At 67.9% G+C, this 12,853-nt stretch carries 14 protein-coding genes; all 14 read right to left on the bottom strand.

The genetic code is table 11. From position 1 onward, the window contains the following. Positions 1-104: 104 nt before the first annotated feature. A complete protein-coding gene (csrA, locus tag QMA07_RS05760; protein WP_290160546.1) occupies positions 105-353 on the bottom strand; it encodes a carbon storage regulator CsrA in 249 nt (82 codons plus the stop codon). 89 nt (positions 354-442) lie between these two features. Beyond that, positions 443-2,509 carry a flagellar biosynthesis protein FlhA gene (locus QMA07_RS05755; protein WP_290160545.1) on the bottom strand — a complete coding sequence of 689 codons (2,067 nt, stop codon included), beginning with the start codon at positions 2,507-2,509 and terminating at the stop codon, positions 443-445. 48 nt (positions 2,510-2,557) lie between these two features. Continuing rightward, positions 2,558-3,661, bottom strand: a complete 1,104-nt coding sequence (locus tag QMA07_RS05750; protein ID WP_290160544.1) for an EscU/YscU/HrcU family type III secretion system export apparatus switch protein — start codon at positions 3,659-3,661, stop codon at positions 2,558-2,560. Next, positions 3,658-4,419: a flagellar biosynthetic protein FliR gene (locus QMA07_RS05745; protein WP_290160543.1), complete on the bottom strand. Its 762-nt coding sequence runs from the start codon at positions 4,417-4,419 to the stop codon at positions 3,658-3,660. Before QMA07_RS05745 ends, QMA07_RS05750 begins: the two co-directional genes overlap by 4 nt. Further along, positions 4,419-4,694 (bottom strand): flagellar biosynthesis protein FliQ, encoded by a 276-nt coding sequence (gene fliQ, locus QMA07_RS05740; protein WP_042541106.1) that lies wholly within the window; start codon positions 4,692-4,694, stop codon positions 4,419-4,421. Before fliQ ends, QMA07_RS05745 begins: the two co-directional genes overlap by 1 nt. Continuing rightward, the gene (fliP, locus tag QMA07_RS05735) at positions 4,694-5,548 is read right to left on the bottom strand and encodes a flagellar type III secretion system pore protein FliP (RefSeq protein ID WP_290160542.1); all 855 of its coding nucleotides are present in this window, start codon (positions 5,546-5,548) and stop codon (positions 4,694-4,696) included. The genes fliQ and fliP overlap by 1 nt, the downstream gene beginning before the upstream one ends. A 127-nt stretch (positions 5,549-5,675) precedes the next feature. Next, entirely contained in the window at positions 5,676-6,104 is a 429-nt protein-coding gene (locus tag QMA07_RS05730; protein ID WP_290160541.1) for a flagellar biosynthetic protein FliO, read from the bottom strand. Positions 6,105-6,106: 2 nt separating this feature from the next. Continuing rightward, entirely contained in the window at positions 6,107-6,763 is a 657-nt protein-coding gene (locus QMA07_RS05725; protein ID WP_290160540.1) for a FliM/FliN family flagellar motor switch protein, read from the bottom strand. Further along, the gene (locus QMA07_RS05720; RefSeq protein ID WP_290160539.1) at positions 6,763-7,656 is read right to left on the bottom strand and encodes a flagellar motor switch protein FliM; all 894 of its coding nucleotides are present in this window, start codon (positions 7,654-7,656) and stop codon (positions 6,763-6,765) included. The genes QMA07_RS05725 and QMA07_RS05720 overlap by 1 nt, the downstream gene beginning before the upstream one ends. Before the next feature lie 35 nt (positions 7,657-7,691). Further along, on the bottom strand, positions 7,692-8,501 hold the full coding sequence (locus QMA07_RS05715) for a flagellar motor protein MotB (RefSeq protein WP_290160538.1): 810 nt from the start codon (positions 8,499-8,501) through the stop codon (positions 7,692-7,694). Then, positions 8,498-9,295: a MotA/TolQ/ExbB proton channel family protein gene (locus QMA07_RS05710; protein ID WP_290160537.1), complete on the bottom strand. Its 798-nt coding sequence runs from the start codon at positions 9,293-9,295 to the stop codon at positions 8,498-8,500. Before QMA07_RS05710 ends, QMA07_RS05715 begins: the two co-directional genes overlap by 4 nt. A 1-nt stretch (position 9,296) precedes the next feature. Then, positions 9,297-9,512 (bottom strand): flagellar FlbD family protein, encoded by a 216-nt coding sequence (locus QMA07_RS05705; RefSeq protein ID WP_290160536.1) that lies wholly within the window; start codon positions 9,510-9,512, stop codon positions 9,297-9,299. Between the two features lie 126 nt (positions 9,513-9,638). Continuing rightward, the gene (locus QMA07_RS05700) at positions 9,639-11,516 is read right to left on the bottom strand and encodes a heavy metal translocating P-type ATPase (protein ID WP_290160535.1); all 1,878 of its coding nucleotides are present in this window, start codon (positions 11,514-11,516) and stop codon (positions 9,639-9,641) included. A 137-nt stretch (positions 11,517-11,653) separates the two neighbouring features. Beyond that, positions 11,654-12,853 (bottom strand): flagellar hook protein FlgE (locus QMA07_RS05695; protein WP_356762404.1); only part of this gene is annotated, 1,200 nt, incomplete at its 5' end.

Here is a 12,853-nt window from a genome sequence, read left to right as displayed (position 1 = left end):
TGTCACGGTTTCCATGACGGGATCGCCCGTCACATTCACGACTATCGCGACAAGGAGCGGGCCAGTAACTCCGAGTGCAGGGAGATGACGCTCGGAGCGCCGGTTCAGGGAGCGGGGGGCGTTCGTCCCAGGATGCTGAGGAGAGCCGCCTCTGCGGACTCGTCGGAGGATGTCTGCACGGCCTCCTGGTTCGCATCGCTGACAGCGAGGACGATCTCGGCGCGGTTGATGCGCTTGTCCCGAGGAGCATCGATGCCGACGCGCACGCCGCTGGGCGTCACCGCGAGAATGGTGACGGTGATGTCGTCGCCTATCACGATGCTCTCGTTGGCGCGTCTCGTGAGTACCAGCATGCGTCGTCTGCCTTCCATGGCGTGAGCGCCGGTGCGCCCTCTGCTCACAAACGTATCGCACTCAGCTCGTAAATGAGCAGAATCCGGCGCTACACCGCGGCACTCGGGAGCGCCGACTGCGTCATGCGCACCACTCCGACCACATCGGTCGCGAGGCCGCCTGCCGCCGCCTCGTCGTATGACAGCACGGGAAGGCCGCTGACCTGCGACGACACCATGCGACGCACGGCCTGACGGAGGGATGGAGCGCACACGAGCACCGGTTCCGGACCCACCTGCTCGAGCTCGGCGACGGTGCGCCGCACGTTCTCGAGCACCTGCATGGTCGACTCCGGCGTCAGCACGATCTGCGGATGACCGTCGACGACCCGCATCCCCTCGAGCATCTGCTGTTCGAGCATCGGATCGAACATGACGACACGGATCCGCCCGTCCTCCGCGAAACGTGCGGCCACAGCCGGTCCGAGCGCTGCCCTCGCCGCATCGATCAGCCCCGCGGTCTCGGTCGAGATCTTGCCTCGAAGGGCGAGCGCCTCGTAGATGCGGGCGAGGTCGTTGATCGGCACACGCTCGGCGAGAAGTCCCGCCAGCACACGCTGGATCGCGGCGAGCGACAGCACGGCCGGCGTGAGCTCCTCGACCGTCGCCGGGCTGGACTGCTTCAGGTGCTCGGTGAGCTGGCGCACGTCTTCGAGAGAGAGCAGCCGATCGGCTTGACTCTGCACGATGTCCGAGAGGTGTGTGATGATCACGCTGGCCCGATCGATCACCGTCGCACCGGCCATGTCGGCGGCGTGCGACATCTCGGCGGGCACCCACTTGCCCTCGAGACCGAACACGGGGTCGACCACGGCCGTGCCGGGAAGCTGCTCGAGCCCCGTGCCGATCGCGAGCACGTGTCCCCGCGGGACCGAGCCGCGCCCGGCCTCGACCCCGGCGACCAGGATCGAGTACGTCTGCGCCGGCAGATCGATGTTGTCGCGGGTGCGGACCGGCGGCATCAGGATGCCGATGTCGAGAGCGAGCTTGCGACGAAGGGACTTCACCCGGGTGAGCAGGTCCCCTGCTCCCCCGGACGCCAGGTCGACGATGTCAGGAGACAGCGAGATCTCGAGAGCATGAACGCGCATCCTGTCCATGAGCTCTTCCGGCCCCTCCGCCCCGGCCTCGACGGCCTCCTGCTGCAGCGCATCGGCTTCGAGCGCGGCATCGCGGTCTTCGTTCGCCTTGACGCGGGATGCCGCGAACAGCAGCACCGCCCCGATCGCCAGGAAGATCACCAGGGGCATCCCGGGGATGAAGCCCATGGCGATGGCCGCGAGTCCCGTGATCACGAGAGCGTTGCGCGACTGCATGAGCTGGCGGCCGGCCGCCTGCCCCATCTCGGACTCGGCGTTCTCGCGAGTCACGATCATGCCGGTGGACACGGCCATCAGCAGCGCGGGGATCTGGGTGACCAGACCGTCGCCGATCGTCAGGATGCTGTAGGTCTCGAGCGCGTCGCCGACCTCCATTCCGTGCTGCACCATGCCGATGATGATGCCGCCGACGAAGTTGATGACGACGATCACGATGCCCGCGATCGCGTCACCCTTGACGAACTTCGACGCACCGTCCATCGCACCGTAGAAGTCGGCCTCCGCCGCCACCTCGGCTCGCCGCTTGCGCGCCTCGGCGTCGGTGATCAGTCCGGCATTCAGATCGGCGTCGATCGCCATCTGCTTGCCCGGCATGGCATCGAGGGTGAATCGAGCCCCCACCTCGGCGACGCGTTCTGCACCCTTGGTGACGACGACGAACTGGATCACGGTGAGGATGAGGAAGATCACCGCACCGATCACGAGGGACCCGCTGATCGTGATCTGTCCGAACGCCTGGATCACCTGACCCGCATGCGCCTCGCTGAGCACGAGACGCGTCGATGCGACGTTCAGACCGAGCCGGAAGAGCGTCGCGACGAGCAGCAGGCTGGGGAAGACCGAGAAGTCGAGCGGCTTCTTCACGAACATCGCCGTGAGCAGGATCAACAGCGCGAACGAGATGTTCAGGACGATGAGGACGTCGAGGAGCCCGGTCGGGATGGGCACGATGAGCAGGAGGATGATGCCCACCACCCCGACGGGCACCGTCGCCTTGGACAACAGCTGACCGATCATGCGTCTCGCCTTCTCATGCTCTCTGCTCGTTCTCTTCGCGGCCCCGGCTCAGAGGCCGCGGTCCCTGGTGCTCGCGAAGGGCATCGTGTGCGTCCCTCTGGCTGACCCTCGTCGTTTGAGATGCTCGATGAAGGCGAGCACCTGGGCGACGGCGGTGTAGAGCTCTTCGGGGATCTCCCGCCCGATCTCGCAGGCCGAGTGCAGCGCGCGCGCGAGCGGGATGTCCTTGATCATCGGAACGCCGGCCTCCTCCGCCCTCTCGCGGATCTTCTGCGCGACTATTCCCGCACCCTTCGCCACCACCCGAGGGGCCGATTTGCCCGGCTCGTACCGCAGCGCGACCGCGACGTGCGTGGGGTTCACGAGAACGACATCGCTGTCGCCGACCGCGGCGATCATGCGATTGCGGCTCATGGCGAGCTGACGGGAACGACGCTGGGATCGCACGAGCGGGTCGCCCTCACTCTTCTTGTGGTCGTCCTTGGCCTCGTTCTTCGTCATGTGGGTGTGCTTGCGATTGCGTCGCATCACCACGGCCACATCGATCGCGGCCAGCAGGATGCCCACAGCGACGGCGACCTGCAGGAGCGCGACCGCTCCCCCGGCCGCCTGCTCGAGCAGCCAGGTGATGTTGTGGCTGCCGCTCGCCATGAGCACGGGCACGAGCCCCGAGACGACGATCCAGAGCGCGAGACCGATCGCGACCGTCTTCAGCAGTGCCTTGGCGCCCTCCCAGAGCGCCTGCTGCCCGAAGACCCGCTTCATGCCCGACACGATGTTGAACTGCTCGGTGCGCATCGTCACACCCCGCAGATGGATGCCGCCCTGGGCGACAGCCGTGGCCGTCGTGGCGAGCAGCACCACCACCAGCATCGGAAGCAGAATGCCGCCGAGCGACGCGATCGCCGAGCCGAGCACGTCCAGGGCCGCATCGTCGGTGGGGTTCATCGCGACGGGTGTCACAGCGAGGAAGAGCTCGGTGACGACCTGTGTGCCCGAGGCGATCGTCGGCACCATCATCACGGCGGCGGCCGCGATGCAGACCCAGGCGGTGAAGTCCTGGCTGCGGCCGATCTGACCCTTCTTCCTCGCCTCCTTCAGGCGACGCTCGGTCGCCTTCTCGGAGCGCTCGCCGCTGTCGGACTCGCTCATCGCGTCACCCCCAACAGCAGCCTCGCGGCCTCCTCCGCGATGACCGCGACCACACTGGGCAGCGCCGCGTAGACGAACCCGACGAGCAGCAGCGTGAGGCCGATCTTGATCGGGAAGCCCATCGCGAACGCGTTCAGCGCCGGCGCGACACGGCTGACCAGTCCGAGCCCGACATCGGCGAGGAAGAGGACGATGAGCAGCGGGCCTGCGATCTGCACGGCGCTGAGCATCATCTGTCCCGCAGCGCCCACGAGTGCCTCCGCCGGTCGGGCGAGGTCGATCATCCCGGTGACCGGCACCGCGTCGAACGATCGGAACAGGCCTCCGAGCACGAGCTGGTATCCATCCGAGGCGAACAGCAGCATGATCGCCGTCATCTGGAACAGTCGTGTGAACTGGGCGCCGTTGATCGCCATGCCGGGGTCGAACGCCTGCGCCAGCTGGAACCCGCCGAAGGTGTCGACCAGGTGCCCCGCTCCCTGGATCGCGCTGAAGAGCACCATCACGAGAAAGCCGAGGAGCGCCCCTGTCAGGGCCTGACCTGCCAGGGCGAGCATGAAGGCTCCGGTGTCGAGGCGCTCGTAGCCTGCCGTCACCACGGGCGACACGGCGAGAGCGAGTCCGACGCCGAGCATCGCACGGACCCGCATCGGGATCGTGCCGTGGCTGAACGGCGGGGCCAGCACCAGGAAGGCCGTGATCCGCACGCATGCGAGGGACGTCGCCTCCAGCCACGTGAAGTCGATGGGGATGTTCATCAGCCGCCGTTCAGCAGCGACGGGATCCGCGCGAACATCTCGTTCGTGAAGGCGATCATCTCGGCGATCATCCAGTGCCCGGTCACGAGCAGGGCGATGCCGACGGCCACGAGCTTCGGCACGAACGAGATGGTCATCTCCTGCACCTGGGTGATGGACTGCAGCAGCGAGATCGCGAATCCCACCACGAGGGCGGTGATGAGCAGGGGCGCGCAGAGCTTCGCTCCCACGATCAGCGCCGCCTGGCCGATGTCGATGACAGCCTCCGGGTTCATCAGCCGCCCCCGTTGTATGACTGGACGAGCGCGGTGATGACCATGCCCCAGCCGTCGATGAGCAGGAACAGCAGGATCTTGAACGGCAGTGAGATCATGACCGGCGGGAGCATCATCATGCCCATCGACATCAGAGCGCTGGCGACGACGAGGTCGATCACGAGGAAGGGGACGAAGATGATGAACCCGATCAGGAAGGCGGCGCGCAGCTCGCTGATCATGAACGCCGGCACGAGGGTCTGCAGCGGGATGCTGGCGGCATCGGTGGGGTTCTCCATCTGCGCCGCCCGATGCATGAGGGCGATGTCCTCTTCGCGGGTGTAGGTGAGCATCCACTGCCGCAGCGGCTCCTGCGCGAGCTCGAAGGCTCTGCCGAAGTCGATCCGACCGTCGGTGAACGGCGCGACCGCGACCGTGTTGATGTCGGTGAGCACCGGCCACATGATGAACAGTGTCAGGAACAGGCTGAGCCCGGCGAGCACCTGGTTCGGCGGGATCGACGGCAGCGAGAGCGCATTGCGGGTGAGGGCGAGCACGACGAAGATCTTGGTGAAGCTCGACATCATCAGCAGCAGAGCCGGAGCGACGCTGAGAACGGTGATGCCCAGCAGCGTCATGATGCTGTCGGAGGGCGCGCCGTTGATGCCGTTGATGCCGTTGATCGTCACGCTGTCGCCGTCACCGTCGCCGATCTGCGACGGAAGCAGCATGGTGGCCGCCTGCGCACCGGCTGTCTGCAGCAGCACCAGCGCCGTGGCGACGACCAGGACGGCGCCGAGGATCACCCAGGCACGACGCGACAGTCGCGGGGCGCGCGCTGAAGGCGACGCGGCGACTGCGGCGGGTACGGGCACGGCGGCACTCCGAAGAAGGGTGACGTGGCCGATCCGTAGCCAGAGGGTCGAGCGATCCGTGCTCGCAATCGACTATCGCGACACGACGAGGTGCTCGTAACCGCGACCGACGACGGGGTGAATGCCGTCAGGCGACCGAGCGCAACGCGCGGTCTACGATGTCGTCAGGCGTCTCGGAGACGACGGAGCGCTCCTCCTCTGCGGGGATCTCCTCTGCCAGCGCAGGAGCCTCCTGGGTGTCGACGACGTTGATCCCATGCTCGGTCACGCCGAGCACGTAGCGGATGCCGCCGAACTCGGCCACCACGAGCTGGGCCTTGCCCCCGATGCCCGACCGCGCCACCACGGTGATCTTCTCCGGCCGCGCGCGCGGGGCGGTCACGGGACGCGAAGGCACGAGCTCCGACAGCTTGGCGAGCCTCTTCGGCATCAGTCCGGCCAGTGGGCTCACACCCTTCGCCTGCGACTTCTGCAGGCGACGGCTCAGGAAGAGCAGCAGTCCGAGCACCGCTCCGAGCGCCACGATCGCGCGGAGCGCGACCAGGATGTCGTCCATGGTCAGACCGTCTCGGCGCCGTCGAGGATGCGCTCGACGCGGATGGCGAAGTCGCCCTCGGCGACCACGACGGTGCCGTGGCCGATCAGGCGACCGTTCAGCTTGATGTCTGCCGGTGAGCCGGCGGCGCGATCGAGCTCCACCACACGCCCCGGTTCGAGTGAGAGCACGTCGCGCACCGGCATCCGCGTGCGTCCGATCTCGACCACGAGTTCCATCTCGACGCCCGCGATGCGGTTCAACCGCTGAGGCCCCGCTGCCGTGGCAGATCGGGCGCCGTCGATGCGCACGGCTGCACGCGCCACGACGCTGCCGTCGGCGTCGACCATGTCGAACACCTGCGTGCCCGCGTCAGTGAAGACGTCCGTGGCGGCGATCAGCGCGCCGTCTCCGAGCGAGCCGCTGCCGAGCACGGCGGTGGCCGCCTCGAAGATCGGGTGCAGTCGATCGGTGAGGGGCGCGTTCTTCGAGCCGTCCTCGAGCTGTGACGGGTCGACGATCTGGATCGCGAGACGCGCGCCGGGGCTGCCGGTGAAGGTGACGACGACCGCATCTCCCGACGCACCGGGGTCTGTCGAGGGGGCCGGGATCACGGGGTAGCCGAACGGCAGCTTGCCGGCGATCGCCGCGGCGATGGCGGTCTCGTGGAAGGTGCTCATCAGTGGGTCTCCTCATGGGTGGTCGTGATCTTGCAGGTGAGGCGTGAGCCCCTGCTGCCGGGCGTGGCGAGGGCGATTCGGGTCTGTCCCGCCATGAGCTCGTAGGGCCGTGTCTCGGGGTGCGGCAGGCGCAGCAGGTCGCCCGGGGCGAGATCGAGGATCTCGCCGGTGCCGATCGTGATGGGGGCGAGACGCAGGGTCAGCTCCAACGGGGTGCTGCGCACCTGCTCGAGGGTGTGATCGGCTGAATGAGCGGAGGCGGAATCCGATTCCGTCGCCGCAAGTCGATCGACCACTGCCGACGCGGGCAGCATGACGGTCGCCGTCGACTCCGAGTCCCCCAGCCGCATCGTGTAGCGGGCGACGATCACCGCGGCCGTGGCGGAGATGACCTGCATGTACTGGGGGTTGTAATGCACTGCGCTGAATCGCGGCGCCCCGGGAAGAAGGGCGCCGAGGCTGGCGTGCAGGTGCTCGAACGTGCCCTCCATCAGGTTGCGGACGAGAGCGAGTTCGATCGGCGTGAAGGTGCGGGATGCCGGAAGAGACGTGTTCCTGCCGCCCATCATCTGCACGACCCAGAGCAGGGCGCTGTCGAGGCCGAACTGCACGACGCACGGCTCATCGCGATCGGCGAACGACCCCGCGACCATGGCCGTCGTGCCGGGGAGCGTATCGGAGTACTCCTCGTACGACACCAGGTCGACACTCTCGAGCGCGAGGTGCGCCCGCACGCGGATCTTGTCTGTCAGCTGCGACGACCACAGCCGGGCGAACGACTCGAACGCCGCCTCGAGGTGCCGGGTGCTCTCGCGTCCGAGTTGGGCGGGGCGTCCGAAATCGTAGGCCGGGTAGCGCACGGCAGGGTCGTCGAGCACAGCGGATACGGTCATGACGGTCTCCTCAACGGTGGTGTTCACGTGAGTGCTCATTTGTTCGCGGCAGCCGCGAGCGCAGGGATCAGCGCTCTCACCTGCTCTTCCTCGTTCGACTCGACGACGATGTCGACTCTGCGGTTGCTGGCGAGTGCCTGGGGGCTGTCGCCGGGCACGATGGGGCGGGTGTCGGAGAACGCGGTCGCCTTCACGCGCGGCCCACCCAGGCCCTCGTGCTCGACGAGGAATCGAGCCACCTGGGTCGCGCGACCTCCCGAGAGCTCCCAGTTGGTCGGGAACGGGGCGGCCGAAACCCTGTGGTCGGCGTGCCCCTCGACGCTGACGGGGTTGTCGACCGTGGCCAGCACGTCTCCGATGTTGTCGAGCACGGCATTCGCCTTCGCCGAGAGGTCGGTGCTGTTGTCGGCGAAGAAGGTCTCGGCGCCGACGAGTCCCACCTGGAGTCCTCTGTCGTCGATCACGAACTGCACGGTGTCCTGCAGTCCCTGGGCGGCCAGCGACGTGCTCATGCGATCACGCAGGCCCACGAGCGACTCGAACTCGGTCTCTGCGCGGGCGGCGAGGTCGACCACGCCGTCGTCGTCCTGCAGCTCGGGCGGCACGATCATGCCCTCCGCACTGTCGGCACCCCCCTCGGTGCTCTCCTGTCCGAACCCCGTCGCCAGGCTGTTCGCGAGCATCTCGAACTTCGTCTTGTCGACGTTCGACACCGCGAACAGCACGATGAACAGGCACATCAGCACGGTGACCATATCGGCGTACGAGACGGCCCAGCGCTCGTCCGGCTCGTCGTGCGAGTCATCCTCATGCCCGCGACCGCGAGCTCGACGGGCTGCGCTCACTGCATGCCCTCTGCCGTCTCCGACTCCCGCTTCTGCTTGCCGGCCTTGGGCTTGACGGTCGACAGCGCCTCGAGGCGCTCCTGCAGGAGGTGGGGTGCGCTGCCGGCCTGAATCGCGAGCATCCCCTCGGACACGAGGGTCATCCGCTCGAGTTCGACGGCTCCGATCCGGCCGAGTCGTCCGGCGATCGGGTTCCAGATGAAGTTCGCCGAGAGCAGGCCCCAGAGCGTCGCGACGAAGGCCGCGGCGATCATCGGACCGAGGTGATCGGGTTCGTCGAGCTTCTCGAGCACATGCGTCAGTGAGACGACCGTGCCGACGATGCCGATCGTCGGCGCATACCCGCCCAACGAGCCGAAGAACTTCGACGCGATACGGCTTCGCGACGACGCAGCGGCGATCTCGTCGTCCATCACCATGCGGAGATCCTCCGCATCGGTTCCGTCCGCGAGAGCCTGGAGTGCCTGTCTGGTGAAGTCGTCCGGTGCGCTGTCGAGCTCCTGCTCGAGCGCGAGCAGCCCCTCGCCGCGCGCCTTCTCGGCGTAGCCCACGAGGAACGGGATGACCGCCTCGGGCGTCGACTTCGGTCCGCGCACCATGCGGCCCAGGCTCTTCACCGCGAGGATCGTGTCACGCAGAGTGTGGCTGGCGATGCCCACGCCGATCGTCGAGCCGAGCACCAGGATCATCGGCGCGGGGATGAGCAGAGCCTCGAAGCTCGCGCCCTCCATCGTGATCATCGCCACCAGGGCGCCGAACGCGAGGATCACTCCGATGATGAACGCGGGATCCACGTCACGCCCCCGTCTGCGAGGTCAGCGAGTGGGCCGCACCGAGGACGCGAGCGCGGTACGCGACGATCAGGTCGATCACGACGTCCAGGTCCTCCACCACGACGTATACACGGTCGTCGACCATGTGCAGCGTCGTGTCCGGTGACGCCTGGATGCGTTCGATCAGGTCGGGGTTCACCGCGAACCGGGTGCGGTCGAGGCGGGTGACGATGATCATCGGGTGGGGTCTCCGGGCTTCGGACGAGAGGGGGAAGTCTGCGCCGACTATCGCGACGCGGCCCGCCCCCGGTAACCACCGGCGGGTCGCATGGCGACACGCTCGACCCCGGGCGGTGCTCGCGTCCTAGCGGATGGCGCCGCGGGGTGAGGTCACATCCGTGACGAGTCCGGTGGGCGGACCTCCCAGTGCGCGGAGCGCATAGAGGATCGTCGCAAGGTCGACGGCTTCCTGGACGAGAGCACCCGCGACTGCCGGGATGATTCCTGTCATCGCGATGAGCATGAGCCCCACGCTCAGCCCGATGCCGATCCAGATCGCAGTGAGCGCAACCCGCAGCGTGTGTCGTCCGACGGCGACCGCATCGACGACCTTCGTCAGCGAATCGACGAGGATGACGACGTCTGCAGCGTCGCCCGCGGCCGTCGCCCCTCGCGCGCCCATCGCCACCCCGATGTCGGCGGCCGCCAGCACCGGCGCGTCGTTGACTCCGTCGCCGACCATCATCATCGGTCGCGGACGGAGGTCGGCGGCAAGCCGGACCTTCTCGGGCGGGAGGACCTCTGCGTGGACATCGTCGATCCCGACCGCGCCCGCGACGGAATCCGCGGTCGACCGGGCGTCTCCGGTCAGCATCATGATGCGTTCGATCCCGTGAGCGCGGAGCCAGGACACGACCGCGGCCGCCTCCGGTCGCGGCGCATCCGCGAGGACGAGGACGCCCGCGAACCGCCCGTCGATCGCCACGTAGGCCGCGGCTTCGCCCGTTCCGAGCGTCGCGCGCACAGTGTCAGGGGCGAGCGATGCGACGAATGCGGGCTTGCCGACGACGACGGTGCGACCGTCGATGACGGCCACGACGCCGTTGGTCGCGACCTCGCTCGCGTCGTCGGAGCGATGTAGAACGAGCCGACGTTCGGCAGCGGCGCGGCGGATTCCTTCGGCGAGCACATGTGATGAGTACTGCTCGGCGGATGCCGCGAGCATCAGCAGTTCGTCTGCATCGATCCCCGAGGCGGGTCGCACAGCGACGAGGTCGGGGCGCCCCTGGGTGAGGGTGCCCGTCTTGTCGAAGGCCGCGGACCGCACGCGAGCCAGCTGCTCGATCACCGCACCGCCCTTCATGATCACACCGGTCTTGGCCGCACGGGAGAGCCCGCCGAGGAATGCCACGGGCGCCGCGATGAGGAGAGGACACGGGGTGGCGAGCACGAGCACCTCGGCGAACCGCGTCGAGTCGCCGGAGATCGCCCATGCGGTGCCGGCCAGCACGAGTGCGACTGCGGTGAACGGAATCGCGAAGCGATCCGCGAGACGCACGACGGGGGCGTGCGATTCTTCGGCTGCGTGCACCAGCGCGACGATCTGCTGGTACTGACTGTCGGCGCTCGAGCGCAGTGCGCGGATTCGAACCGCCCGTGCTCCGTTGATCGCTCCGGACAGCACCTCGCCCCCGGAGTCGCGCACCACCGGCATGCTCTCCCCGGTGAGCGACGATTCGTCGAACTCCCCCGCCTCCGAGAGCAGGATGCCGTCGATCGGCACGATCTCGGCGGGACGCACCAGCAGCGTGTCTCCGACCGACACACGGTCGACCGCGACATCCCGAACTTCCTCTGAGTCGGGTGCCAGCGGATCCACGAGGACATGGGCGATGCGCGGAGACCGATCCAGCAACGCCGAGAGATCCCGTTTCGCCCGGCGGCCCGCGACCTGCTCGAGCGCCTCACCGCCGGAGAGCATCAGGACGATGATGAGCGCCGCGATGTACTCTCCGACTGCGAGAGTGGCGACCATCGCCACGACCGCGAGGATGTCGAGCCCGACATGGCCGCGGAGCACATCCCGCACCATTCTGAAGAGTGTCCACAGGACGAATGCTCCGACATAGGCAGTCGCCGCCCATCGTCCGACGGCGTCCGTGCCGACGAGGTGCAGAGTGAGCACCCCCGCGAGGACCAGGGCGGTGATGATGATCACGGGGTACCGCAGGACGAAGCGCATGGCCTCAGCATCTCGCCCGCCCGACTCCGGCGCCAGGGGTTGCGCATGCCCCTTCGCGTCTCGACGCCGCGCACCCCGAGCCACCGGGTCGTTCCGCACGGACCCGGTGCCGTGAGAAGGCGCCGGGTCCGTCGGTATCAACGCTTCAGCTGGGTGAGCTCCTGAAGGACCTCGTCGCTGGTCGTGATGATGCGCGCGTTGGCCTGGAAGCCACGCTGCGCGACGATCAGGTTGGTGAACTCCTGCGAGAGGTCGACGTTGCTCATCTCGAGCGCGCCCGAGACGAGGTCGCCGAATCCGGCCTGTCCCGGCTCGCCCATGCGCACGGCACCGGAGTTGACGGACGCCCGGTAGGCCGTGCCACCGGCCTTCTCGAGCCCCTCGGGGTTGGCGAACGTCGCCATGGCGATCTTGCCGAGCGTCTGGGTCGCACCGTTGCTGAACGTGCCGACGATGGATCCGTCGCCCGTGATGCTGTATGACTTCAGGGTGCCGGCGGCCGACCCGTCCTGCTCAGTCACCGCGACCGTCGACAGTTCCGCGTAGCCGGTGACCGAACCGAGGTCGACGCTCACGGCACCGGCGGCGAGCGTGAGGCCTGCTCCGGTCTGCTTGCCGTCGGTGAAGGCCAGCGACCCGGTCGCGCCGCTGGCAGGTTCGGTGACGTCCCATCCGGTCGCCGTCTTCGTGAAGGTCAGGCTGAGCGTCGAGGGCGTGCCCTGCGCGTCGTAGACCGTGACATCGCGCACCAGCTCATCGCCGGTCGCTGCCGTCGACGGAAGGTTGCCGGTGACGGTCGCCTCGGTCGTCGCCTTCGCGGGCGACACCGCATCGAGCGGGAGCACGATGTTGCCCGTCGCCTGCCCGGTGTTGACCACGCCGTCCTGGGCGGACCACCCCTGCACCACAGAGCCGTCGGCGGTGACCATCTTGCCCGTGGGGTCGAACGAGAATCCGCCTGCGCGTGTGTACAGGGTCTCGCCACCCGAGCGGACGGCGAAGAATCCATCGCCCGAGATCATCAGGTCACCTCCGCGGCCGGTCGCCTGAGCGGAACCCTGCGCGAAGTTGGTCCGGACACCGGCGACCTGCACACCGAGACCGACCTGGGCGGGGTTGCGACCGCCGACCTCGTCGTCGGGGATGCCGGGGTTGCCGACGAGCTGTGACAGCGAATCCTGGAACAGCACGGACGAGCCCTTGAACCCGGCCGTGTTGACGTTCGCGATGTTGTTGCCGGTGACGTCGAGCATGGTCTGGTGTGAGCGGAGGCCGGAGATTCCGGAGTAGAGCGAGCGGAGCATGGGGTTCTCTCTTCCTGGGGTGAGACGGATATC

The sequence above is a fragment of the Microbacterium sp. APC 3901 genome, from assembly GCF_030407765.1.
Classification (GTDB): Bacteria; Actinomycetota; Actinomycetes; order Actinomycetales; family Microbacteriaceae; genus Microbacterium.
The sequence above is the reverse complement of the archived record's forward strand: the minus strand, read 5'-3'. Positions and strand labels throughout refer to the sequence as shown.